This window comes from Bacillus sp. SA1-12, assembly GCF_000981385.1.
In the GTDB taxonomy this organism is placed as follows: Bacteria; Bacillota; Bacilli; order Bacillales; family Bacillaceae; genus Metabacillus.
Map to the genome: position 1 here is coordinate 339,953 of NZ_LATZ01000120.1, position 25,607 is coordinate 365,559.

Here is a 25,607-nt window from a genome sequence, read left to right on the forward strand (position 1 = left end):
CTTCACTTACCTTCTTCTAATGCTTGTTTAACCCGCTCCATTCCTAGCTCGGGACTAGTCAAAAATTTGGTTTGCATTTGTTTTGGAAATTTGCCAAGTACTCTAGCCATTGATGCTTGTGCTAAAACGACAAGATCTGACCGATAAGCAAGGTCAGACAGCATATTGGCAAGCAGGTCATCATGACCAGCTTTGTCTCCTTTGATTAGGCGCTGATATGCCTCTTCTACAAGTACTGGCTCAAAAATAACTTGAGTTGAAAACTTTTCCGCTTTTTCTTTTAGAAGTCTTATTGTTGGATTTAAAGTTGTTGCAAGAGTTGCAGCCACACCTATTCGTTTCCCGCGGATTATCGCTTCTTCCGCCATGGCGTCATCGATTCGGATAACCGGGATCGAGACTTTTTCCCTTGCTAGAGGAACAATTTCACCAACTGATGAACATGCGTTTAAAATGATATCAGCACCCAATGCTTCTGCGTTTTTTGTGTATTGAATCAGCCTTTCCTGCACTTCTTCAAGTTTTCCGCCATTTTGACCTAACTGCGGCAAAATTGAATCATCGACAAAATTGATGACGCGATGAGCTGGCAGATGCTTAGCTGCCAAGTCTTTTAGAGGTTCGACTGTAACATGGGTGGTATGAATAATCGCTAGTGTTTTCCCCACCTATTTCACTCCCTTTCCGCTATTTTTACTAACGAGGTGATAAACTTGAGGCCATCGCTTTATCCCTTTGAACCAGCAGTTAAATTCATGCCTTCAATAAAGTATCTTTGAAAAATAAAGAACAAGATGATGACTGGGAGTAAAACCAACAGTGAACCAGCCATTAAATAATTCCATTGGGTAGCCAGCTGTCCTTTAAATACTTGCAGGCCTATTTGCAAGGTATAAAGTGATTCATCATTTACATAAAGTAAAGGTCCTAAAAAGTCATTCCAGGCTCCGTTAAATGAGAAAATCGCAACTGTAGCAACCGCAGGTTTTGCTAATGGGATCATAATTTTCCCCCAAATATAAAAGTGGTTGGCCCCGTCAATTTTTGCTGCTTCAATTAACTCATTTGGGATGGTTAAATAAAATTGCCGGATCAGGAAGATATTGAACGCGCTTCCGAAAAACGACGGAATAATCAGCGGTAAATACGTATTTAACCAACCTAATTTCGAAAATATAACATAATGCGGGATCATGGTGACAAATCCCGGAATCATCATTGTGGCTAATACGACGGCAAATAAGAAATTTCGGCCTTTAAACCGGATTTTAGCAAAGCCGTATGCAATAAAAGAGTTTGCTACTACATTGCCTAAGACAACAAAAACAGTAATGAACAGCGTGTTAAACAAATACCGTGTAAATGGGGCAGCTTTCCACGTTTCAAGATAATTTTCCCAATGCCATTCTTTTGGAATAAATGTTGGAGGATATTGCATAATTTCTCCCATGTGTTTAATCGAAGTGGCAAACATCCACCAGACAGGTGTCAAAATCAGCAAGCTGCCCGTCAGGAGAATAATGGTGACGATGGTTTGGGATATTCGTTTCTTTACCTTCACACTTTGAAAATACGCTTTTTCTTGTACAGAGGCACTCATTTATGGTCTTCTCCTTCATAGTGCACCCATTTTGGAGCAAGTTTTAAATTGATTACGGTTAAGATTAAAATGATGATAAACAAAATCCATGACATCGCCATAGCATAACCCATATCAAAAACTTCAAAGGCTTTATTCCACATATGTAAATTAAAGAAAACCATTGAATTAGCAGGACCGCCATTTCCACTTTCACTCATAACATAGGCTTCTTGGAAAACTTGAAAGCCCCCTATTAAACTTGTTACAACATCAAAGAAAATGACCGGGGTAATCATTGGTAAGGTGATATGTCTGAATCGTTTAAATGCAGTTGCACCATCGATTTCTGCAGCCTCATAAAGGGATTTTGATACACCTTGCAAGCTTGCGAGATATAAAAGCATTCCTCCGCCAAGACTCCAAAGCTTCATAAAAATCAAAGAAGGCTTAGTCCAATTAGGGTCAAATAACCATGCTGGCCCGGTAATGCCAACCCAAGATAGGAAGGTATTAATTAGACCGGTGTTCGGACTTAATAATTGCATCCAAAGCAAATAAACACCAACACCTGATAAAACAGCAGGCAAATAGAAAATGGTTCGATAAAATCTCATGCCAGGCACACCTTGATTTAGTAAGACCGCTAAAAGGACGGCACCAGCTGTTGTGATGGGAACAGATATCACAACATAATAGAGGGTATTTCCTAAAGAGATCCAAAACAGATCGTCATTGGTAAACATTCTGATATAATTACTTACACCGATAAAATCCATTCTTGAAGTGACATCATAGTTTGTAAAGCTTGCATATAAAGAAAACAACATTGGACCAGCTGTTAATATTAGAAAGCCTAACACCCAAGGAGCAACAAAGATATATCCTTGTAAACTTTCCTTTTTTTTCATGGTCATTACTTTTCTTTTTTTGATTTTCACTCTTCTTTCAGTCGAAGCCTGGGTTTGCATGTTTTAAGGTTCCCCCTTTTCCAAAGATGAAGTAATCAGGGAGCGAAACATCTCACTCCCATGAACTTCGATTATTTTGTGCTTTCAACCAACTGCTCAACTGCTTTTTGGGCATCCTTCAAAGCATCTTTTGGTGTTTTTTCACCTAGTAATGCTTTATCCAGCTCCGGGTTAATGCTGTTCAGGTAATCCGGGGCCTCCAGAGGTGTAGGTGTTAAAATCGTATGTTCCATATTGTCAATGGCAGTTTGGTAAACCATCTTACCGTCTTCCTTAAGCTCAGAGCTTTTTGCTGCATTTTCTGATGCTTCAATGTTAGCAACATTATCAAAGTTCTTAACAGCCCAATATTCTTGTGCTTTAGGTCCTGTTAAATATTTAATAAACTCCCATGAGGCTTCAGGATTTTTTGCTCCATACGGTACTTCAGCAACGAAGCCTCCTCCCCATACTTTTTGGCCATTTCCTGGTTCCATTTCAGGCATTGGCGCAACACCGAATTTCATACCATTTCCAAAGTCGCGAATTTTTGTATAAGCATCAGTTGGCGTTGTTACAACCATTCCGATTTTACCGGAAATAAATGGATCCGCTTGGTTTTCGCCAAATTCTGCTTTAAATCCGTTAATGACTTCTTCACCATACATTTGTTCTAAATCATACACCCACTGCAGAGCATCAACCGCTTTTTCATCATTTACGACCGGCTTACCGGCTTCATAGTCCCAGTAGCCATTTCCTGTTGCGTTGAGCATCCAAATATCCGGCCCAATTTTATGTCTCGGTAAAAACCCGATTCGCGTAAAACGTTTTCCGGCTTTTTGGTCGATTTTTTTCGCAAACTCTTTTACTTCCTTCCACGTTTTAGGTGGTTGCTCTGGATCTAAGCCTGCTTCTTTAAACAATTCCTTGTTCCAGAATAATAATCGAGTGTCTGTATTAAAAGGTAAGGCATATGGGACGCCTTCATGTGTGACAGCATTCCAAAGCTCAGGATAGAATTGATCTTTTATGCTGGTATCTTGTTCAAAGAATGTACCTAAGCTCTCATTTTGCTTCTTTTCTGCACGTTGTCTTACTGTGTTAATATCATTGATGATGACATCTGGAGGATTGCCTGCTGCTACTGCAGCCAATTCCTTCGTCCAAATATCTCCCCAAGGCAGATATGTATGTTTGACGTGAATCTTATCCTGTGAATTATTAAAGTCTTCAATTATTTTTTCAATAATTGGTCTGCGAGTTTCAGAGCCCCAGAAGGTCCAGAAATCCAACTCAATTTTCCCTTCGCTGCTCGTTTCATTTGTTTCTTCTTTTGAAGCCTCTTTGTTACCAGAACATCCTGATAGGAACGTTCCCAAAAAAATCGCAAAAATCAAAAGCAATGTTACAGATCTTTTGTAACTGTTCATCCTTTTTCCCCCTTTTTAATTCGGAATTTACATCATTCAAAAACTCACAATCTCGGTAATGAGCTTAGTAGAATAGTATTGACATTGTTAGGTTGAATTCTTGTGAGATTATGCAGCATATTCTTCAGCTAGGTGCAGTTGGTTTGTTGTTGAGTGTTTACTGAATTCGTGAGGTTTTGTTGACTTGCCTTTATTATCTGTGTATACGCTTTCAATGTCAACAATATTTTGAATTTTTTTACCTGAAAAAATGCGATAAATTTTTGTGTTACGTAATACCTATTTAGTAGTTTAAAGAAAAAACAGCTAGGTTTACGACTAATTATTCAATCAAGACAAGAAGATCCCACTACTAGCATTCTGAAATCAACAAAACTCCACACAATCCTTAACAATGACTTTTTACCTTTCCTTGTCTCTCTTTAATATGATATTTAATAAAAGATTTCAATTTGGACTTCTTTATCCTCTCCGTGGCAATCAATCTTATAAAAAATCCCATCTACATCTTGAATAAGTGTTTCTTTTTTGTTTACAAATGCGGCAATCGGCTTTTTCTCAGATAAAAATCCAAAAGTTCCTCCCTCAGCCACATCGATGATTACCGACTTTTCTCCTGCGAAGAAGTTTAATACAGTTGCTGGTGATAAATATTTGTTTAAAAGTCCGATAGGAGTAAATCCTTCGAACGGCAAAATAAGGTATAGTTCAGCTGAATCTTTCTCTAAAGATAACGGCAGTGCTTCATCTTTTGATAAAATCTTGACGGTTTGTTTCAGATTATCTACTACTGCAAAGCGCTCTCCAGTTAGATTAGGGATGTCAGCTGGACGCAAAGCACCATGTACCTGCTCTCCATTTAAGTCAATGTTAAACACAGCGATAACACCAGTGTTCTGAACCGTATTCCATACTTTTAACGGGACTTGTTCAAGATTCGGATTTGTAAATAAGCAGTCTTCGGTTGGTAATCCAGGCTGTTCAGCACGCAAAATTTTCCCATCATTAAGAATAAGCGGCAAAATTTTTTCAGGATCGGTTAACCCTACTTGGTCACTAAAGTAAACAGGACCTCCACTTACCGCTCGTAAGATGGCATTTTGCACAATTTCTTCATGGGTTGTCCAGAACATATCCCAATCGCCCCAATAAAACTCTCCATGGTAATAGGAGTTATATGCATTTTGCAAAGCATGCTCTTTAAAGCTAATTTCCTCTCCTGGTACAAAATCATCACTATTGCGGGAAATAGCTGAGATTGGCCGGTAAAAGATATTTTCAGACGCCATCCCCATGCAATTAATCATGCAATGATCGAAATGCAGTCCTGCAGAAGCTTCTAAGCCAGCGTGGATGCCGCGAGCTGCTTCTCCCGCTGATTTTTGGTACATCATAAAGTTCGTAACCGCACTTTGACTATCTACCTTTACAAAATCAATTCCTTGCTTTTTTAAACTTGAATGAAATTCATTCCAAAATTTAAATCCTTTATCAAGCTCTGGATGCGGGATAAATTTTTGGCTGTTTGTTTGATAGACACAATCTTTTAAGCTTTCAGCAAGCTTTGAGTGGACTCCTCCCCAATAGCCGGCAATCGTATGCCATACTCCAACCCACGGAACATCGTATTTTTCCTTTAATTTTCTCGAGATTGAGGAAAGTCCATTTGGAAATTTTTCACGATTTGCTTTAAAAGAAACCAGTCGATTATCTTCAACATCCAACCAGCCGTCATCAATCATCACCCATTTAACCGGCAGCTTCTTTTCTATTAATTCATCCATTTTTTCAATGATTCCATCTTCGTTTACTTCATGATAAAAAGCATCCCAGCTGCACCAGCCTAAATAGTCCAATACATGTGGATACCGCTTTTTCTTACGCGGTAATGTTGGAAATTCCAAGGCTTCTAATGTTCTTTCGATTGTTGCAGTTGAAAGTTCAAATGGCTGTTCCCCAACACCTATTGCAAAGGCTAATGTTTGACAACGATCAAACCCTCCTGTATAGGCAGAAAGCTTTATATCCATCCCTTGTTTACCGCCTGAAAGATCTGTGCGATAAATCTTATCAACGACCGGTAAAAGATAATAATAACGATTTTTATCTTTCCATAACAATGATTGTGTTCGATTAGGCAGGGACGTAAGATCTAGAGAAAAATGCGGTCGTGTCCACCAATCTTTATGCTGATAGTTAGCCATTAGCCCTGAGACTTGACCTATACTTCCCACATGGAGGGTAATAGCACCTTCAGGGGCAAAACAAATGTGCCTGCTTTGCATCCGTTCGTTTTTAATTTCAGCCTCAATGAAAGCTAAAAGAAGATTTTGATAGTTATGTAAGCGTAATTTTAATAAAACAAGCTGTTCTTGATCTGTAAAGGTATAGACCGTTTCTGTATACTCCTCCCCTTCTTTTGATGATGACCTTGTCATTGAATCAATGAGTTTTATTTGAATGCTAGTATTGGTATCTAACGTTACCGATAGCTGAATATTCTCCAAGACTTTTTTGTCTTCCAGATGCAAGTTTATGAAATTCGTATTGTTTGCAAGCTCCATCAATGGACCTCCTTTTTATATGTTTCAAATGTTTCTGTCCCAGTTAGCGCAAAAGCAAAAGTTCAAGCTATAATTGAAGGGTGAGGGATATTGTTTACCGTTGTGTTTGCGAACGCTTTCAATTCCAAGCGATTATTGTTTAGCTTCTTCAAAGTACTTAGGAGCTCTCGACTTTGCCAGCCGGTGCCAACTAATTCATACTGCAGCAACATTAACAATATCCTCTAAATAAGATCTAAACATTTTAATGTCTATCAATTGCATAGCAGTTGCTAATCCACTGGAGCGCAGTTTTGCAATCGTTTGTTGGATCAAACGCAGCTGATTCTTGTTCGATCGAAAGGATAGTGTCATAGCCTATTTCTTTTAATGTCAGCACACATTCTTCAATATTGGCAATCCCTGTTCCAAATGGGACAGGAAAATGACTTCCTGATGCTTTAACATCCTTTAAATGGATATTTAAAAGAGAGTCTTTTAGCTGCCGCAGAGCATCAGGGGCGGAATAGCCTTGGGTGGCAAACCAGCCTGTATCAACTGCAGCTCCAAGTACATCTCCATAGTCCCCGATAATCGCTTTTATTTCATCAGGATGTTTTTCTGGATGGTTTTCAACAGCTGTCTTTAATCCATATTCCTTGCATAATCGATAGACAATAGGTGCTGCTTCTTTTGTCATCCCACTTGTTAGTAAGGGAATTCACAGCATTTTTGCGGTTTCAAAACATAGCCCTGTCCATGTTGGGTGTCTGACAGGATCCCCAAGAGAACAGGAATAGGAATAGACATCCAACCCATGATTTTGCCAAATCATCTTTAATTCATCTGCAAAATATGGGGTCATAAATTTAGGGAATGCATGTCCCATCCAAAGTTCAATATGGGTAAATCCGGCACCCTTTATGTCGCTGCAAATACGATTAAATTCTGCTAGGCTATAATTTTCAATAACCTTTCGTTCAGCATCACTCCAATTATCAATACTTGTTTGGTAATTGGCAGCTCTTGCAAAATAATTTGCAGTTTGAAAACCAATCAGCATCTTTTTCACCTATTTTCAAAAGGGATTTATGAATCAACTAAACTTGTGATTATTTCATTTGATGAAGTCTTTTCAAATTTTTCTACATGAATCCCGTAAGACTAACTTTGGCTTTAATAAATGTCGTTCGCTGGAAAATTGTTTCTTTTCGATTTTGTTAAATAATATCTCTGCTGCTTTAATTCCCATGGCCTCAAAAGGCTGCCTTATAGTTGTAAGAGCTGGGTATGTCCAGCTTGAAATAGCGATATCGTCGAAGCCTGTTAACGAAAAATCAATTGGAACTTGATATCCGCGTTCTTGAATTGCTTTGAGAGCACCAATTGCAGTCTCGTCATTTGATGAGATGATGGCTGTAAAGTCTCCCATTTCAAACAATTGATTCATCGCTAAATAGCCGCTTTCATTGGACCAATCAGAATGGGTTACCATAATGTCTAGATTAAACTCTGCCATCGTTTGTTCATATCCCTCGAGCCGGTCTTTCGTTGCTGATAGATGATCAGGACCTGAAATGTACGCGATTTGCCGATGACCTAAACGATAAAGGTATTTGACCATTTCAGAAATGCCATATACATTATCTACATCGACTGAATCAATTTCTTCTAATGATCCGGCATGACCAACTAACACAATTGGATAACCTGATTCTGCCATCTTTTTTAAGTCTTCCTCTTTTCTTTTTAGGAAGCTGACAAAAATAAGACCATCAACTTGTCCCTCGTATAAAAAATCTAATGAAGAGACTTCTTCGGATATATTTGAGGTTAAACTATAAAATATACAATGATGTCCCTTTTCTTTTGCGATTCGCTCAATCCCCTTGAAAACCGGGGTATAAAAGTAATTTGAAATGTCATCAACAACAATTCCTATTGTTTGTGTCTTGTGCATAACTAAACGCCTTGCATTGACATTACGATGATAATTTAATTCTTTTATTGCATTTTTTAGTGCTTGTTCTGTTTCTTTTTTGACCGGTTGACCATTTAAAAATCTCGAAACAGTGCTTTTTGATGTGTTGGCAAGCCTAGCTACATCATGGATTGTTGGATTCAATCCAGCTCCCTCCTAATATCGATTCGGGAACGTTCCTGTTAGTTTTTATTGTAAAACATTGTGTATTTCACCAACCTATTTAACCTGCTGGGAACGTTCCTAAAATAGTATGATTTTAGATTAGTCTAATTACGGCAAGCTGTCAAGATGGATATGTTTTTAATAATGTTCTTCTAATCATTTAAAGAAATTTCATTCCTTCTATACTAATCTCATTCTATTAAATTCAAATCAGATTTTTTCATAAAAATATTCTTGCAGGAATTCATATTATTTCATGGAAGTTTTAGAAGGCAGAATGCCTTTTCAAGAAAGGAGTAATGAGAAGTTGGTGCAAAGAATCGCAATCTCAAATGTACAAATTGTAACAGAAGATAGCTTGATTTCAAATGGAACTGTTATCGTAAAGGATGGAAAGATACAAAATGTAACAACCAGGAATGAAGCTTTGCCAAGTGATATTGAATGTATTGATGGGAATGGGCATCTGTTAATACCAGGCATGATCGACTTACATATTCATGGGGCAAACGGTCATGACATGATGGATGGCTCTGTGAACAGCATTTATGAAGTGTCAAAGGCATGTGCAGAATCTGGATGTACTTCCTTTCTTGCTACATCTGTCACTTCCTCATTGGACAAACTGCTGACAATGATAAGCAATGTAAAGAAGGCTATTGGCAATGAACCTGGTGCTCAAATTACAGGACTTCATTTGGAAGGGCCCTATCTTAACCCAAAACGAAAAGGGATGCAAAATGAAGATTTTTTGCGACACCCTGATCTTGAAGAAATGGAAAAAATCCTGGTTCATTCAGGTGATCTTGTCAAAATGGTTACAATTGCGCCAGAGCTGCCAGGTGGAATAGAGCTTGTAAAGGAATTAAAAGCAAAGGGAATTATCGTGGCTTTAGCCCATTCCGATGCGACCTATGAAGAAGCAAAGGCGGCTTTCCAGCTTGGTGCTAGCCATGTTACCCATTGTTTCAATGGCATGAGGCCCATTCATCATCGCGAACCAGGGCTTATTATAGCAGCATTTGAGGGAGACCATGTTAGCTTGCAAGCAATTGTAGATGGCATTCACCTCCACCCTGCCATTGTTCGTTTGATGCACAGAATGAAAGGTCCTGAAGGTGTTGCGCTGATTACCGACGCCCTTCAAGCGATGGGGCTTGGTGATGGTGACTACTTGTTTGGAGGACATCAAGTAAAGGTAGAAAATGGGGTAGCAAGATTAAAGGATGGTACATTAGCTTCAAGTACCGTTAAAATGAATGAAGCCTTAAAAAAAGCTGTTGAAAGCGGGATCCCGCTTTGGGATGCCGTCATGATGGCAACAAGAACGCCGGCTGACATTCTTGGTTTGAAAACAAAAGGAAGAATAGCTGCTAATGCTGATGCGGATCTTGTCCTGCTTGATGAAAAATTCAATGTGAAATGGACGATGATTTGCGGAAAAATAGGATTATCTCTTAAAGCACAATAAGATTTTTTCTCCACCGTTTTCTTTAATATGAGATCACTAAGTTATCGAATACTTTTCCCTCCTTATAGCCGGAATTCTCTGCAAAAAGTTTGTATAGGACAAGCCTTGTTCGGGGAAGGCTGAATATAAGGAGGCGATGGATAAGGATGAGTACATTTGAAGTTTTATCACTTATGATTAGCTTTGGGATGTTTGTTATCGCCATTCTGGGAACGAAAGATAATGATAAGAATTCTTGAACACGCTGCCTGCGTGTTATTTTTTTATACAAAAAAGGGCCAGTACTCCTTTAAACACACTATATAGGATTTAGACTTCCATAATAGTAGTATTTTTGGAAAGGACTGACCCTTAAGAGACAGAGTGATTTCCTTACAATTAATGATTATCTCTTCAATAAATTTATGGATTTAAATAACTTTATCTTAGCGGCAAGTATACCCTCGTTGTAATCTTAACGGGCAGTATATCCAGCTGTAAGATTCAATACAGATTATGAAGATTTTGTGGGGATAACTGCCCGTAAAGATCCGATAATACTCGCTAACCAGCAGTCAAAACCCCACTGCTGGAAGTCTCGCTTTATTGCTTTACATATTTTTCTTTTGCTTGCAGCTTATTATCATAATATTCATTGAACAAATACGTAAGGTAAGAGTTAAGTTCAAATCGATCCTTATTTACAAAATCAGATAATGTTAATTTACATTCTTTCGTCATATTCATACCTCCTTCACTATATCTCCATTCTTAGGCGACCATTTTTTATGTTATAAAGTTATGTTTCAATAAACCTTAAATTTTAGTCACTATTCCCGCTAATGATTGTATCGGCCCCACCTACGCCAAATACTTTGACGGCCACACATGCCATCCAACCCACTTTTATTATAATAGAAAACGCTTACATTTTCAAAGACTAATTGAAAACAAGTTTCGACAGCATTTAACCCATTCCCTATTGGCAGCTTTATAGTGTCGTAGAATTTTGTAAGTTAAGAAGTCGAGTACTGCTAACTTTTGGTTCGACGATTCAAAAAAAAGGGGCAGATATTAGTAAATATCTACCCTTTCGATCGTCGGTATTTGACGTGTTTTATTAATCCTCATGATAAACGGACTATTCAGTTCCTGTACACAATATTCGATATCTACAGGATTAAACTCCTTTTGTTCAGGATCAAAAAACTTTTCTGTCACACATGACCTTTGAATACGGTTTATCACTTCTTCCTTAGATAGACAGTCCTTGTCTTCCTCAATTATATTTTTCAAATATTCGGCACAGGCCAGATCATCATCACCGAGCGGATGTGAAGCAACAATATTAATTTCGACTTGTTTCTCGGCATTTGTCCATTTCTTTTTAATATATTCGGCAGTCGTCTTCGCATTTGAAAACCCGGTAACATAAATTTCTTTTGCGTTTAAAGCATTAAGAGCAGCCTTCACACCATTTGTAGTTTTTTGTACAAGTACTTTCCCGTTTAGATCCTTATGATTGGCAATTGTAGCTGGAGAATTATCTAAATCAAAACCGGAGATTGGCAAGCCTCTCACTTCACCTGCTAAGAGGATATCAGTAAAATGTTCCTTTAAATTTATCGCAGATTCAACGGATCCAACAAGCCAAATTTCCTTTACACCTTTAAGAAATGCGTAGTGGGCAACAGTGAATGCCCGGATAACATCAATGACAACATTGACATCAGAGGGTTTCATACGTTGATCATTTCCTTGATAGATAGTTATAAGCATTTTATTCCCCCGTTTTTTAACATGATAATGAAGTATATTCACCCAGGAACATTATTTTTACTATAGTACATGTATTTTACTTGGAGAATCATTATTAAAAATAAAAATAGCCCTCTTATCCGTAAATGGATATAGGGCTAGCTCGTAAGGATATTATTAAAATTGATCATCAGGGTGTAAGTTATTTTGCATTAATTCTCGGACTTTACCAATCTGTTCAATTGATGCAAGTTCAGTCTTATACCAACCTTTTTGATTCATGATCTCAAAGAGCTTAAATTGGTTTTGGGCTGCGTTTTCAAAACATTGCGTAAAAACATCCCGTAATTCTTTATGAGTCGTTTCCAACATTGTCCCGGCTATGCTTCGGCATCTTCCTTTTTCTAATTCGAGACATAGCTGCAGCATTTCCCGTTCTGTTAAACCTCGACCTGCCATATTATTAGGCATGTTCCGACCTCCTTATTGGATCATTCCTGACTTGTTAAAATATTGCGCAAGCTCTCCTATTTTTAATTGGTGATTTTCTGCTATTTGTTCAAGAGCGTCTCGAAGCTCTTTATCATTGCATAATGAAGCACACCAATTGATTGTTTTTGCAGCAATTTCTTCAGCTCTAATTTCATCCTCAATAAATGCAAGCTCTTTTGTCGTAAGTCTTGTCATTTTCTCACCGCCAAAAAATTTCTATTAGTACAGTGATAGTATGAATCTGTGCTTTTGTTTTTATCCCCTGTTCTTTCTAAAGAGCAAATGTTTTACAATTGGAAATTGTTCCTTTTTGAATAATCCCCTATTTCAGAGTCAGACTAAAAAAGGAAGAATGACTTCTATCCATATTCTCTTTAGAAAGCGGTGATATTATGGCGAAAAAAGGAATACAAAATTCAAGCCTTGAACAATTAAAAAATGATCATGAAACAGAGACAGCTTTTAAGGCAGATGACCCTAAAAAACTTAATGCAGGAGCAAAAAGAAACAAATAAGTTTGTACAAATCGATACATGTCTTAACGAAAAGACCCACCTATACCTGAGTGGGTCTATAAATAGAAAGTTTACACTTTGAATTTACCAATTAATTCCTGGAGTTCTTCCGCCATTTTTGATATGGAAGCTGAGGATGCACTTATTTCTTCCATAAATGCAAGCTGTTCTTCAACTGCTCCAGACATGCTATCTGTTCCTGCAGCTGTCAAATTTGACGTCTCATCAATTATTTTCATAGCATGAACAATTTGTTCTGTCCCTGTATACATTTCTTGAACTGCAGAGGTTACTTCTTGAATTTGTGAAGAGACTTCAAGAACTCCTTGTTCGATTTGCTCGAAGGATCTTCCTGCATTACGTACTAGTCTGATACCTGCAGCTACTTTATTTGTTGTATCATCCATTGATTGAACAGCCTGTTCTGTATCCGTCAAAATAGATGATATTAATGGGGAGATTTGTACAGCAGAAGCGGCAGACTGCTCAGCTAATTTGCGTACTTCATCTGCAACAATTGCAAAGCCGCGGCCGTGTTCCCCAGCTCTTGCAGCTTCAATTGCTGCATTTAATGCTAGTAGGTTTGTTTGTTTGGCAATACCTGTAATGACTTCAACCATTTTATTTATTTGTGATGAGCGTTTTCCAAGGAGCTTTACCTCTTGTGAAAGATGGGTAACAGAATCATTAATATCATTCATTTGCCTTACAACTGTTTCAACTGCTTTATTTCCGTTGAGTGCCTTATCCACTGCATGTAATGCAGAAGTATTAACAACATGTGAATTAGCCGAGATGGTCCCTACAGAAGATGATAAATCGTTAATTGTCATAGCTGTTTCTTTGACACTTTGGTTTTGCTTATCTATTCCCACTGCAACATGTTGAACAGTTGTTGAAATCTGCTCGCTAGCACCGGTTGATTCCTCTACACTGGCGGTTAATTGCTCTGCAGCGGCTGCTACTTGTCCAGCATGATCCCCTACTTGTTTAATTAACTCTCTAAGCTTGCCAATCATTTGATTAAATGACCAAGCGATTTCACCTAATTCATCACGTGAATCTAATTTAATGTTTTGAGTAAGATCTCCTTCTCCTGCGGCAATTTCTTTTAGACGTATATGTACTATTTGTAAAGGGATCAAAATAGATCTCAAGAGAAATATAGAAAAAATAAATCCACCAATGATAGATAATGCGATAACGGTAAATAAAATGATCATTGCCACTTGGTGTTTTTCATTTAAAAGGTTTTTTTTGTTCTCGATTTTTTTTGCTAATTTATCAATAAAATTGTTAATGCTGGGATCTCAAGCTCTTTGCGGATGCCTCTTTGTTCCTCCATATGAATGGTTTTGGCTTTTTGAGGCTCTCCACCTAGATAGGTATCTACCATTTCTTTGTTCGCTTCCCCATATACTGAGAGGTTATCTTTCATCTCATTTATGGCTTCTATTTCTGAACGTTCAAGAATTGGATTACTCTCGAGTTCAGTAAAATAGGCCTCAATTTCTTTAGATTTCTCCTCAATTCCGGCAACTAGTTCCATATCTCCTGTAAGGAGAAATGCCCTCTCATCATTCGAAATCCCTGTGAATCTAAATTGCAATGATTTTAGAATCAGCTGTATATCCTGCTCTTTTTGTATTTCAAGGGATGCTTTTTCGTTTTTTTTCCAGTTCAAGAAATGCGAGAACACCTATAATAAGCAGCCCGGCTATTAAGATTGAAACCAAAGTAATGAGCTTTCCTTTTATTTTCAAAACAAATGCCTCCTAATGTTTTATTTCCTGTAATTAATATCGGCAGGAAGAGTTTTTGTTTAATGGAAATTACTGCTTAAAATTTATAAAGAACGCAATAAATAGAAAAAACCACCAATAAGGTGGTCTCAAATTGAACTTTTTACAAGTTGTAATGGCTTATCTTTTTCAACGATGGATTCATAAATTTCATCCAAAGAGTAAACCCTTCCCTTTTCATCTTTATAAACAACATGTTCAGGTTTAAAACGTACCGGAGAGTCCAAACCAGCTGCTGCAGCAACTCGAAATAGACCTTTACGCATGGATATTAAATAATTTGCTGTCCGATATTTTTTTTCATCGATCACAAGTGCTTTTTGTAGATCTGGGTCTGTTGTTGCTACTCCAACTGGACATGCATTGGATTCACATTTTTGTGCTTGAATACAGCCAACTGTAATCATAAATCCGCGAGCAATATTAATAAGGTCTGCACCCATAGCAAGGGCAATAGCGACTAGATCTGGGGAAAACAGTTTACCAGAGGCAATGATTTTTACTTGGTCACGAACACCATATTTTTTAAGGGCATGATCCATTAGCGGTAACGCCGATTTGATTGGCAAGCCAACACTATCCGCCAGTTCTTGATAGGAAGCACCTGTTCCCCCTTCTCCGCCATCTACTGTAATAAAATCCGGTCCTTTACCTGTTTCTTTTATGTTTCTTGCTAATTCGTCAGCTTCTTCCTTGCTCCCAATAACTACCTTCATTCCGACTGGCTTGCCTGTATGCTCACGGATTCGTTCGATAAAGGTAAATAAGGATGGAAAGTCGCCAAATTCTCGAAACCGGTTTGGACTATCAATTGATTTAAAAGGTTCGACCATCCGAATTCTAGCAATTTCCTCTGTTACCTTTTCCCCATCAATATGTCCTCCTCGTGTTTTCGCGCCTTGAGCCAACTTGATTTCAAATGCCTTCACTTGAGGAATTTGACTTTTTTCCGTTAAAGCTTCCCAGCTGAAATTCCCTTCTTTATCTCTAACCCCGAATAGTCCAGGTCCAATTTGCATGATAAGGTCAACGCCGCCCTTTAAATGGTAATCAGAAATGCCGCCTTCCCCTGTATTCATCCAGGTACCTTTCGCAAGTGCCAGTCCTTCAGAAAGAGCTGTAATGGCTCGGTCACCCAATGAACCATAACTCATAGCTGACATGCCAATCTGGCCTTTAACAATAAACGGGGTTCTGCAATTTTGCCCAATAACGATCGCGTCGTCATCATCAAGTAAATAAACAAGTGATTCTTCCTTCTCTAGGTATTCCTTTTTCTGTGTAAATAAAGGTTCTTTTATGAGTAAATAACGTTCTGTTGTTTCTTTTGTTTTTCGATCCATTTTGATCTCTTCTGTGAGCTTTGGAAACATCGAGTTTCTAATATAAAATCCTGCTTCTTCAAAATCTCTTTGCGAGCCAAACCCTAAGACATCACGTTTATATTTTGCTTTTCTTACAATATGCTGGTATTCATTTCTAGAAAAAGGCTTGCCCTCTAGATCATTGTTAAATAAATATTGACGCAGCTCAGGACCTATCGTTTCTAAGAAATATCTTACTCGTCCTATCACAGGATAATTACGGAGAATCGGATGCTGCTTTTGCGTTCGGTCTATAAAATACAAATAAATGGCTGTGATTATCAAGGCAAGCAGAATTACCGTACAAAAAATAAAACCAATAATTGTTAAGACATTCGCTATATTCAACTTATTTCCTCCCTTACGGCAATGTATTTACAGCATTCATGCATTTTTAGCTGGCTTATTGTTAGGATTCGCAACTAGGGAATAAATATCCATTCGAATAGCATGATGTTTATTCAAAGCCATAAAAAAATGCAGGCCCGAATCATTATCGGTCCTGCTATCCAAAAGAGGCATATGTTAGAAGACATTTTTTCTTCCTTTACGTATGAGATGGCACTCATCACATACTTGGAATTTAAAATGGTGCGGAAGGTTTTTACCGCAATGTTTACATGTTTTTTTTAGTTGTACTCCTTTTTTTAATTGGTCATTGATCTTATCACTAATATCGATTCGAATTCTTTCCCAATAGTGAGCTTCAGTGTTTTTCCCGAGTTTATACAAAAATAAGAGATGGAGACCCACTGATTTATATGATAATTCGAGCTCTTCAAGACCAGATTCCTTTACAACCGGTTCTGGTAATTCTTCCCCATCTACAATCGATTGCAGCTTTTGCTTCCACTGGACTCTCAGGGAAGGTTCGTTTGCTGAAAATGGCAGATGCAGAAAGCTATACAAATCGGCGATTGAGAGCTTGGCCTCAATCACTGAATCCTCAATCATCTCGTATAATAGTTTTTCATCAGACAATGAAGCTTTCTTTGTTCCTGCCGGACTATAAAATTTATCCCATAAGGAAAAAAACAGTCCAAGCTTACGTGAGTATTTTTGAAAACGCTCAAGTACAGCTGAAGTAGGAGCGATTGCGAATCCTTGAAGTGGTTCATCCTCTTCTTCTAGAAGCCGTGCCATCGTTTTGATATTGCCCGTAAACGCCACTTTTCCGATATCATAAATACCTCTGCGTCCTGCCCGTCCGGCAATTTGCTTGACTTCCTGTGAAGTAAGCCATCTTCTCCTTGTACCATCGAATTTATCGTTTTCTAAAAAAACAATTCGTCTAATCGGGAGGTTTAACCCCATTCCAATCGCATCAGTAGCTACAATGACGTTTGTTTCTCCTTTAATAAACCGCTGCATTTGTTTTTTTCTTGTCTCTGGAGGCATACTGCCGTAAATCATACTCACCTTGCGTCCTTTTCTTTGCAGCTCTGAAGCTGTCTCGAGTACACGTTTCCTCGAAAAGCAAACAAGTGCATCTCCTTTACGAGTATGGCTGAGCTGGAAAACCTTTGATTCCACTTCAAGGGGAATATCTCGCATGTATTCATAAACCTTAACATCTGATTCACCAAGAAGCTGAAGAATCATTGGTTTGGCGTTAAAGCTGCATATGATATGGACTTCTTTTGCATTTGCTTTAGTGATGGCTTTATACCATGAAAAACCGCGATCTTTATCTGCAATCATTTGCGCCTCATCAATGACAACTACTTCGTAGAAATCTTTTTCATGAAAAATTTCTACCGTACATGCTAGATGATTGGCATCCAAAACCAGTTTCTCCTCCTCACCTGTTTTCAACGAGCAAGGAACATCTTCTTCATTTAACGTATCATAAATTTCAAGTGCTAAAAGGCGAAGCGGTGCTAAATAGATTCCGCTGTTCGCTTCTTTCATTCGTTTAATCGCCTGAAAAGTTTTACCGGTATTGGTTTCGCCAACATGGAGAACATATTGGATATTACGTCCTGCAGGAGGATTGTATTCTCTGCCGAAAATATCCTCGATCATCCTTGACTCTTCTTCTTTTCGCCGTCTGATTTCCTCTAACTCCTGAACTGCTTTTCGTTCTCTTTCAGAAAGATCTTTCTCATACTGCTCTTGATGTATTTTAAGATCAAATGGAATGTCAAGTAATCTTGTAAGATCTGATACATATTCCTCTAACAAATCTTCATAAAATTCTTGACCAAGTTCTACAAACAGTTGAAATGCTGTTTCCTTTATGATGGAATCAGGTAAAGCTTTATGATATATGTTCTTGTATTCCTCAAAAAGGTGGACAGAAAGATTTTCCTTTAGCCAATTTGTCCCAAAGTCAAGCAAATAACTTGAAATGAGTCCTTCATATTTATCGGTTATATCATCATAAAAGCGATTTTTGTTATAGGCTTGGTCGAGTTCATGTTCTAAATATGTAGCAAAGAGGATATCTTCAGATGAAAGAATGATCCCTCTTTGTTCTATCTCAATGGCAAGATGGGAGCCAAGTAAATAACGGACATAGAGGTAAAGATCCTCATAATGATCATCAAGCAGTTTATCGATATAATACTCAAGCTTTTGGAGATATTTCCTCCTTTCCTCTCGTTGGTGCTGAAGCTTCATTCGGCTAAGATATGCTTCCCTTGCCTGAACATATTGTTGTTCCCATTTTTCTATTTGGGTTAAAAACGTGTCGTCAAGCCAGCCCAATAAGTCAAATGGTTTTATCTCTCTTATTTCATTGCGAAACATTTGATTGATTTGTTTTTTGCTTAACCCCTCGAGATCAAAGCCATTTTCAGATAGATATGATTTCTTTTCAGTATAAGAGGCATGGCTGGTTGTCGAATTAAGCCAGGCATTTAACCAGATTTGATCAAGATATTGCCCTCTTTCTCTAAGGTATTGTTCATAGGTAGGCAGGCTTTCTTTTTCTTCGAGAAATTTATATAGATCGTTAAACGCCATTTCTTTCGTGCGCTCAATAGCTTTTTGGTAATGTTTTGATAAAAAATCGTCCATTGCAAACTCCTTATAATGCTTTATATTTTTTCAATCTTAACGAACTGTATGAACCTCACTTTAAAATAAAGCGGGAGATAACAACTTGTAAAGATCCGACAAAAGGTAGGATGTCCAAGACAGGCGACTGCCATAGGAATGGGCGGGTTAGTTTTAAAAGTCTTCCTTTATTTTTTACGATTTATGGCATGTTATCCCATGTAATCGTAATCGTATGGAAGATCGGATTGTTTATTCCATTTTATTACTGTATAACCCTTACTTCGAGAAAATTTCAACTAATGGTAGTATCCTTTTATTTTATTTATATATTATAGCGTTATTTATAGGATTGATATAAATCTTTCAGGAAATACTTTCTAATAATATCTTTAGAAGGTATTTGTATGCAAGGATATCATTCAGGAAATGACCATACCTTTAAACAAGTTGGAAATGGATAGGAGTAAAAGTGGTCGTAGATTTTATTAAAAGAAAGCAAGAAAACTTTTTAATAAAGTTTCATATAAAGAAAAAAGCCTCAATAGCTTTTAAGCGGCGAGACTTTTGGGTTAATTAATTTGATAAGAATAAATGAAATGGCTATTCCCCTTCATTAATGCAAGGCAAATATCAAAAAAATAGGTTTCATCATTGCTTATAGAATGTACCTTAAACTTCATTTAATTCCATTACCCCTTGCTAAAATGGATAAAAGGAACTTCTGTCATTCTCAAGTTTGTACATCCATATGGCAACAGTTTTACTACTTTTTTTTCGCTAAGAGGTTTCCGATCTGCCGGCACTTTTGCAACAATGCCATTTGTTTTAGGCCAATCAATTTCAACTAGTTTTGCTTTTGCTTCTATTGGAGATTCTTTTGTACTAAAAGGAATAGGACCTATACCATTAAATGTATATTCTATTTTTTTGTCAGCATATCCATAATTCCATTGTGATAAGGGAAATAGTTCATAATCACAATGAGGGAACAATCTTAATTTTTCTTCCTTTCCATAATCAATCATCTTCCATTCTTCATCAATAGCGATGCTGTATAAAAGCGGCCCTCTTCTAACTGCTACCATATTTTCAGGTCTTTCGATAAATTCTGTCTCAAAAAGAAGTGAGACTTCAATTGTTTCTTCGTTGTTCCAAGTCTTTGAAATAGTATAGAATTCTCCACTTTCAGCATGTGCACCATTAACTGCTGCGCTCGAACAAAAGGCTGGAATCCTTATATCAAAAGCAAACTCAACTGGTTTACTTACTTTGACGCTGAAATTCATTTTATTATGAAAAGGATAATCTGTAGAAAGACTTATTTTTACTTGAACATCGTTAATAACTGTTTCCACATTTGACGGAGCAATTGCTACACAAGCTATCCCATTGTTTGTATCCATAAATGTAGACAAAGCAAATTTAGGCCATGCTTGATTGAAATTTGATGTGCAACATCCAAAATGTGGCTCAAGTCCAAAAAGATGAGCTTCTCCATTATTCGTGCTGAAGGGTTGGTTTCCTTCTTCAATTCTGCTGCATTCAGCTTGATTGACTAGTTGATATATTGGTGTGTCCACATATCAGGACTAATTGCAGCAGGCAGGGCATTATAAGTGATATATTCCAGTTTGTCTGCCCATTTCATATCTCCCGTTATTTGAATGAGATGCTCTAATGAATACATAAACTCAGCTACAGAACATAGTTCAGTTCCTTGTATTGGGCTTGTACCCGAAAGACATTCATCTCCAGTAAAGATACCTGCAGCAGTGCCATGACAATCAGATAATTTTTGCATCATCAATTCTGCAAATTTTTTATCTTCCTCTTTTTTGCTGATTCTACTAAATAGAGCTAAAGATTTTATTGCCATCGCTTGGTTTACGACATGATTCATTTGGCTCCAGTGGCCAAATGCTTGCGGGTTTTCATAAGGCCAATTCTCGTATAAAACCTTAAAATCAAATCCTTGAGCCCTTAATTTAATCGCTAGTTTGATTAACCAGTCTTCTTTTCTTCTTTCGAAAAGCCAATAGATAGGAATGAGCATTTCGAACCATCTTGTGGACGCCCAATTAATAATGGTGAACATATCTATATGTCTATCAAAATTTTTCACAGTCTTATAGATGACCTCTTCTATTCTTTCATCAGTACTGCACTCATATAGACAACTAATACTTTTAATAGAAGAATTAATGCCCACATGTCATATCGATCTCTCTCTTCTATAGTGCAAGGGCATATCCAGCCATCATCCTCTTACCTGCTAATGATGGCATCTATATAGTATTTAGCACGTTTCTTCATATCGTCATCATTCAATAGATAGGCCAATGGGATAAAACCGTCTAACCAGTAAGGTACACGTTCCCATCCTTCTTTATCTCCTCCAATCCACTTACTTTCTTTAATATCCGGCCAAAATTTATCCAGATTACCGCTAAGACCTTCAGCTTGTATTTGTAACTGACGTAATAGCCATCCATTAGGTTTTATTTCATTTGCCGTTAAAGGTTTTAATGATAATTCAGAAAGGTTTGCCAATACCATATTTGCCCCATCCTTTTTTAACTTACTCGTTATTCATAAGGAACTGATGTTGAAAATGCATTTCTTCTTCTCTGCAAAAGTTTCTACCTTTCTACTAGAGAGTAAGCTTGTTTTGTCTTTTTAATCCCATATTTCGCAACCTCAATAGGAGTTTGCCTGCCAAAGTTTTGAATAAATAATTCCAACGATAAATAACCGCTGTAACCTATTTGTTTTAAAAGTGATGCAAACCTTTGATTTGGTGCGATCCCTTCTCCTGGAAACACACGATCATGGTCAGTGATAAATTCACTTGTTGGATTAGCTGGGTAATCGTTGACATGAACGATTCCGATGTTATTTGCATGCAAATAGACCAAACTCTCTAACTTGCTTCCGCCTGTATACATATGAAAAGGATCTAATAAAAATTTAACGTCAGGAATTCCGCTTTCCATTGCTACGTAAAGTGCTTCACTCAATTTGGAGAGCTTTTTTGATTTACCCCAAAATTCAAGGTAAGGCTCAACTCCTATTTGACGTGCTAATCTCGTTAATTGAGAAAAATGAACAGCCATAGCCTCTAATGATAGTCCTTCTACGTTACCGCTGGGTGGAGCAGCAACAGCCTTGCAACCTAATTCCTTTAACATTGTGATTTCTCGTTCTGCTTGGTCGAATCCTTTTTTACGAATGTGTTCGTCTACATCTGTCCATTTAAAAAAAGTTATAGCGTTAACAACTGAAATACCGCGATCTTCTATCAAGCTTCTTAGCTCTTTGATTGATCCTCCTTTTTCAAGATACTCTTCAATATCCTTGACCCAAAGTTCAATACCATCATAACCTGCTTCAGCAGCAATATTTACCTGTTCTTTCACATCTAATTTAAATGGAAACAACGTAGATGCATTTAATGCCAGCTTAAAATGGAACAAAGATTTTTCCTCCTTTTTAGTAAAAAGTGTTAGTGACTAATCCGGTTAAGTCACTTCCAAGGTTCTCTTTTCAATATGACTTTGTTTTGCCATTTCGATCAATAAGATCGCTAATCGAGCTTGTTCTGGCTTAACAGCTAGATCTTCTCGCCCCATAATATGTTCATAAATATTTTGGTAGTATGAATCGTAAGATCCTGGAAGAGTTTCAATACGCCCTTCAATATGAAGTTTGTTAAAGTCAGTATTCAATGTCCCCCACCATTCCTTTGTTTCTCTCCCCCAATCTGGAGAGCGAGGAGCTAATCCTTGTTTTAATGCCTCCTCCTGCGGATCGATTCCATATTTAATAAAAGATCCGCTTGTTCCGTGAATTGTATACCTTGGACCTGGTTCTTTGGCAACCAAGGAAGATTTCAATCTAACATTTAATTCATTTGTATAACCTAACGTAACATCGAAATAATCATCTGCTTGAGTATTTGGCCGCAACCTGCGAAGATTGGCATGAATTGTTTTCGGTTTGCCAAAAAGACATAGGGCTTGATCAAGTAAATGGACACCCAAATCGTAAAGCTGGCCTGATCCGGCTGAACTGCTATCCCGCCAGTTTGTGCTTGCTATTGGGCTGAATCGGTCCCAGCGAAATTCCACTTCAATAATCCTTCCTAACAATTTTTCTTTCAGAATGTTTTGGATGGTCAGGAAATCTCCATCCCATCTCCGGTTATGGAATATACTAAGCATCCTATTCATTTTTTTCGCTAATGAAATTAGCATATCCGCTTCAGCAGTAGTTATCGTAAAAGGCTTCTCAACAACCACGTGCTTTCCTGCCAACAAAGCCTCCCGAACAAATGAGAAATGGTCAGTACTTGGGGTTGTAATGATGATAAGGTCTATCTCACTATCTTCGTATAAGTTGTCAACTTCATTAACAAATTCCACATAAGGATAACGTTCCTTATCACTCTTTCCGCTCCGGCTAACGATTTTCTGTAATTTTAAATTAGGGATCGTCGTAAGAACTGGAGCGTGAAATGTGCGAGCTGCAAAACCAAAGCCAATTATACCTACACGGACTATTTCGTTCATGTCATTTTCCTTTCTCACATGCTTATTGCCGATACATCAATCTTTTAGTAAGTTCAGATAAGACGATGTATCGGCTTCTTTTATTCTATAAAGATAGGTATTTATTATTTAAAGACCTTTCTTAAATGTTCATTTGCCTTTTCGATCCCTTTTTGTTCAGCTTCGATCGAGCCCCAATAACAGTGATCTTCTAATTCAATACTAATTGCACCTTGATAACCGAGTCGGTCTAAACGAACAGCAACCTTTCCCCAGTCTACCTCACCGCGTCCAGGAATCGTATAACGCCATGACCCCTCTGAAAATCCATATTTTTCACCGAAAGTAGCCTGAATGACCCCGCATTCATAAAGCTCATCCTTTAGAATTTCAGTATCCTTTCCGTGACAATGATTAATTCTATCGCCGAATTCAGTTAATACTCTGACATAATCAATTCCCAAACGGACAAGATGAGAGGGATCGTAGGTCATCCCGAAGTGTTTCGATGGAATTGCTTCGAACATAGCTCTCAACATTTCAGGTGTACAACCTAGTGTTGGATAATGAGGCGCCGGACCCGGCCAGCCTTCAATGGCGATATAGATCCCCATTTGTTCTGCATGCCTGACAATTTCGGGAAATGTATCTTTCCATATCGCAAATCCTTCCTTGCGTGGCAGTGTATGATCCTCAGGAACCAGACACATGAATAATACACGGCCTCCCAATTCTGCAATGTCTTTCATCTGCTTTTTCAGTTCTTCTGCAGCATTTAAACGTCTGTTTTCATCCTTGCTTAATAGACTTGCCCCATTCCTTGCATCGACAGAACCGATTTCTAAGCCGGCTTTTTGACAGGCTTCTTTTGTTTCTTGTGTTAAGCGCGGAACATCAAGAGTATCCAATCCAATCTGTGCAGCCCATGCTGCCGTACTTTCGATTCCTTCTGCTCCAATTTTAGGTGGTATGCGCATCCCGATTTTAAAATTCAACGTTAACTTTCCTCCTTTTAACCTATTTCAAATCTTAGTACGGTTTATAGCCTGCTGCTTCATAAACCATTTCTGAAAACTTGACAACTTTTAATGCGAATTCTCCTGGAACTTTTACTTCGTGGCGGCCTAGAATGGCGTCGATAAAGCTTTTATCTTGATTAGTCGTCTGTTCTGGTAATACGGGAACAATTGGCTCCTGACCCGTCCTATGGAGTGTAATCTTGCCATTATCATAAAAAATGCCGCCTCTTTCCCCGCAGAATACATAGGTTTCATGCCAAGAAGGTGCACGTCCAACCAAGTTAAGTCCTGCCACAGCCCCTTCTTCGAAACGGATAGAGGTGAACGTATCGATTTCAACTGGTGAACCCTGGTTCGATAACTGCGAATAAACTTCTGTTGGTGTTAAATCTGTTGTCCATAGCAGTACATCGATGATATGACTTCCTGAGTCCATCAAAAATCCTCCGCCTGATAAATTCGGAACTTGTCGCCAAGAAATCGTCTGATCCTGACCTCTCCACCATTGTTGGTATAAAGAAGCTGTAATCGAAGTAAGTTTTCCGATTTCTCCATTTGCAATTGTCTCACGAATATAAATGAATTCAGGTTGGAAGTGACGCTGATAAGAAACTTGCATAATCTTGCCTGATTGTTCGGCAGTTTCAATTAATTGCTTTGCCTCTATTGATGAACAGGTCATCGGCTTCTCGATTAACACGTGAAGTCCTGCGTTCAAGACATCTGTTGCCTGTTGAAAATGCAATGTATGTGGAGAGCAGATAACTATTGCATCGAGATTCGCTTGTTTTAGCATGTCATGGTACTCAGAAAATTGTTGGATATTTTGTAGGCCGTATTTCGTCATAAATCGTTCCCTAGCTTCAGCACTTACATCTGTAATCGCCATTATTTCAACTTCTTCCAGTTCTAATAATTGCCCGGCATGAAGGTGGGCAATTCCCCCAGTACCGATAAAGCCTACTCGAATTTTACTCATATACAATTCTCTCCCTCTTTAAATTTT

The 25,607-nt window shown here is 38.0% G+C and carries 26 protein-coding genes; 3 read left to right on the forward strand and 23 right to left on the reverse strand.

Annotation, left to right across the window (positions count from 1 at the left end; genetic code table 11):
• Positions 1 to 2: 2 nt before the first annotated feature.
• The 8 genes from WQ54_RS23530 to WQ54_RS23565 all read right to left on the reverse strand — a co-directional run bounded on the left by WQ54_RS23530 (position 3) and on the right by WQ54_RS23565 (position 8,630).
• Positions 3 to 668, reverse strand: coding sequence for an aspartate/glutamate racemase family protein (locus WQ54_RS23530; RefSeq protein ID WP_046587880.1), 666 nt, complete (start codon positions 666 to 668; stop codon positions 3 to 5).
• 59 nt (positions 669 to 727) lie between these two features.
• On the reverse strand, positions 728 to 1,600 hold the full coding sequence (locus WQ54_RS23535) for a carbohydrate ABC transporter permease (protein ID WP_046587882.1): 873 nt from the start codon (positions 1,598 to 1,600) through the stop codon (positions 728 to 730).
• Positions 1,597 to 2,550, reverse strand: coding sequence for a carbohydrate ABC transporter permease (locus WQ54_RS23540; RefSeq protein WP_046587884.1), 954 nt, complete (start codon positions 2,548 to 2,550; stop codon positions 1,597 to 1,599). Before WQ54_RS23540 ends, WQ54_RS23535 begins: the two co-directional genes overlap by 4 nt.
• Before the next feature lie 71 nt (positions 2,551 to 2,621).
• Complete coding sequence (locus WQ54_RS23545; protein ID WP_046587886.1) at positions 2,622 to 3,962, reverse strand: ABC transporter substrate-binding protein; 1,341 nt, start codon at positions 3,960 to 3,962, stop codon at positions 2,622 to 2,624.
• A 434-nt stretch (positions 3,963 to 4,396) separates the two neighbouring features.
• Positions 4,397 to 6,526, reverse strand: a complete 2,130-nt coding sequence (locus tag WQ54_RS23550) for a Sip1-related alpha-galactosidase (RefSeq protein ID WP_046587887.1) — start codon at positions 6,524 to 6,526, stop codon at positions 4,397 to 4,399.
• A gap of 244 nt (positions 6,527 to 6,770) precedes the next feature.
• The gene (locus WQ54_RS23555) at positions 6,771 to 7,205 is read right to left on the reverse strand and encodes a sugar phosphate isomerase/epimerase (protein ID WP_046587889.1); all 435 of its coding nucleotides are present in this window, start codon (positions 7,203 to 7,205) and stop codon (positions 6,771 to 6,773) included.
• A gap of 21 nt (positions 7,206 to 7,226) precedes the next feature.
• Positions 7,227 to 7,568, reverse strand: coding sequence for a hypothetical protein (locus WQ54_RS23560; RefSeq protein WP_046587891.1), 342 nt, complete (start codon positions 7,566 to 7,568; stop codon positions 7,227 to 7,229).
• Positions 7,569 to 7,640: 72 nt separating this feature from the next.
• On the reverse strand, positions 7,641 to 8,630 hold the full coding sequence (locus WQ54_RS23565; RefSeq protein WP_046587893.1) for a LacI family DNA-binding transcriptional regulator: 990 nt from the start codon (positions 8,628 to 8,630) through the stop codon (positions 7,641 to 7,643).
• 331 nt (positions 8,631 to 8,961) lie between these two features.
• On the opposite strand from WQ54_RS23565, the gene nagA reads away from it, so the two are divergent.
• Positions 8,962 to 10,122, forward strand: coding sequence for an N-acetylglucosamine-6-phosphate deacetylase (gene nagA, locus WQ54_RS23570; protein WP_231597634.1), 1,161 nt, complete (start codon positions 8,962 to 8,964; stop codon positions 10,120 to 10,122).
• Between the two features lie 146 nt (positions 10,123 to 10,268).
• On the forward strand, positions 10,269 to 10,361 hold the full coding sequence (locus tag WQ54_RS34905; RefSeq protein ID WP_231597625.1) for a putative holin-like toxin: 93 nt from the start codon (positions 10,269 to 10,271) through the stop codon (positions 10,359 to 10,361).
• 343 nt (positions 10,362 to 10,704) lie between these two features.
• On the opposite strand, the gene WQ54_RS34380 is transcribed toward WQ54_RS34905, so the two are convergent.
• From WQ54_RS34380 to WQ54_RS23585, 4 genes are all read right to left on the reverse strand, one after another.
• Positions 10,705 to 10,842 (reverse strand): hypothetical protein, encoded by a 138-nt coding sequence (locus WQ54_RS34380; protein WP_197089658.1) that lies wholly within the window; start codon positions 10,840 to 10,842, stop codon positions 10,705 to 10,707.
• 333 nt (positions 10,843 to 11,175) lie between these two features.
• Entirely contained in the window at positions 11,176 to 11,880 is a 705-nt protein-coding gene (locus WQ54_RS23575; RefSeq protein ID WP_046587894.1) for a 2-phosphosulfolactate phosphatase, read from the reverse strand.
• Between the two features lie 156 nt (positions 11,881 to 12,036).
• Positions 12,037 to 12,330 (reverse strand): spore coat protein, encoded by a 294-nt coding sequence (locus WQ54_RS23580; RefSeq protein WP_046587896.1) that lies wholly within the window; start codon positions 12,328 to 12,330, stop codon positions 12,037 to 12,039.
• A gap of 12 nt (positions 12,331 to 12,342) precedes the next feature.
• On the reverse strand, positions 12,343 to 12,546 hold the full coding sequence (locus tag WQ54_RS23585; RefSeq protein WP_046587897.1) for a hypothetical protein: 204 nt from the start codon (positions 12,544 to 12,546) through the stop codon (positions 12,343 to 12,345).
• Between the two features lie 197 nt (positions 12,547 to 12,743).
• Here WQ54_RS23585 and WQ54_RS23590 point away from each other — a divergent pair, with 197 nt between their 5' ends.
• A complete protein-coding gene (locus tag WQ54_RS23590) occupies positions 12,744 to 12,866 on the forward strand; it encodes a hypothetical protein (RefSeq protein ID WP_046587898.1) in 123 nt (40 codons plus the stop codon).
• 71 nt (positions 12,867 to 12,937) lie between these two features.
• Here WQ54_RS23590 and WQ54_RS23595 read toward each other — a convergent pair whose 3' ends face one another.
• The 11 genes from WQ54_RS23595 to WQ54_RS23645 all read right to left on the reverse strand — a co-directional run bounded on the left by WQ54_RS23595 (position 12,938) and on the right by WQ54_RS23645 (position 25,580).
• Positions 12,938 to 14,089: a methyl-accepting chemotaxis protein gene (locus WQ54_RS23595; RefSeq protein WP_052737935.1), complete on the reverse strand. Its 1,152-nt coding sequence runs from the start codon at positions 14,087 to 14,089 to the stop codon at positions 12,938 to 12,940.
• 53 nt (positions 14,090 to 14,142) lie between these two features.
• The gene (locus tag WQ54_RS23600) at positions 14,143 to 14,550 is read right to left on the reverse strand and encodes a hypothetical protein (RefSeq protein WP_046587900.1); all 408 of its coding nucleotides are present in this window, start codon (positions 14,548 to 14,550) and stop codon (positions 14,143 to 14,145) included.
• Positions 14,551 to 14,757: 207 nt separating this feature from the next.
• Entirely contained in the window at positions 14,758 to 16,380 is a 1,623-nt protein-coding gene (locus tag WQ54_RS23605) for an FMN-binding glutamate synthase family protein (protein ID WP_046587901.1), read from the reverse strand.
• Positions 16,381 to 16,557: 177 nt separating this feature from the next.
• A complete protein-coding gene (locus WQ54_RS23610; RefSeq protein ID WP_052737936.1) occupies positions 16,558 to 19,053 on the reverse strand; it encodes a DEAD/DEAH box helicase in 2,496 nt (831 codons plus the stop codon).
• Between the two features lie 671 nt (positions 19,054 to 19,724).
• Positions 19,725 to 20,615 (reverse strand): beta-L-arabinofuranosidase domain-containing protein, encoded by an 891-nt coding sequence (locus tag WQ54_RS23615; RefSeq protein ID WP_046587903.1) that lies wholly within the window; start codon positions 20,613 to 20,615, stop codon positions 19,725 to 19,727.
• Positions 20,591 to 21,157: a beta-L-arabinofuranosidase domain-containing protein gene (locus tag WQ54_RS35330; protein ID WP_046587905.1), complete on the reverse strand. Its 567-nt coding sequence runs from the start codon at positions 21,155 to 21,157 to the stop codon at positions 20,591 to 20,593. Before WQ54_RS35330 ends, WQ54_RS23615 begins: the two co-directional genes overlap by 25 nt.
• A 143-nt stretch (positions 21,158 to 21,300) precedes the next feature.
• On the reverse strand, positions 21,301 to 21,591 hold the full coding sequence (locus WQ54_RS23625; RefSeq protein ID WP_046587907.1) for a hypothetical protein: 291 nt from the start codon (positions 21,589 to 21,591) through the stop codon (positions 21,301 to 21,303).
• Between the two features lie 83 nt (positions 21,592 to 21,674).
• Positions 21,675 to 22,508 (reverse strand): sugar phosphate isomerase/epimerase, encoded by an 834-nt coding sequence (locus tag WQ54_RS23630; protein WP_052737937.1) that lies wholly within the window; start codon positions 22,506 to 22,508, stop codon positions 21,675 to 21,677.
• A 45-nt stretch (positions 22,509 to 22,553) separates the two neighbouring features.
• Complete coding sequence (locus WQ54_RS23635; RefSeq protein ID WP_046587908.1) at positions 22,554 to 23,603, reverse strand: oxidoreductase; 1,050 nt, start codon at positions 23,601 to 23,603, stop codon at positions 22,554 to 22,556.
• Positions 23,604 to 23,707: 104 nt separating this feature from the next.
• A complete protein-coding gene (locus tag WQ54_RS23640; RefSeq protein WP_046587910.1) occupies positions 23,708 to 24,577 on the reverse strand; it encodes a sugar phosphate isomerase/epimerase in 870 nt (289 codons plus the stop codon).
• A 34-nt stretch (positions 24,578 to 24,611) separates the two neighbouring features.
• Positions 24,612 to 25,580 (reverse strand): Gfo/Idh/MocA family protein, encoded by a 969-nt coding sequence (locus WQ54_RS23645; protein ID WP_046587912.1) that lies wholly within the window; start codon positions 25,578 to 25,580, stop codon positions 24,612 to 24,614.
• Between the last annotated feature and the right edge of the window lie 27 nt (positions 25,581 to 25,607).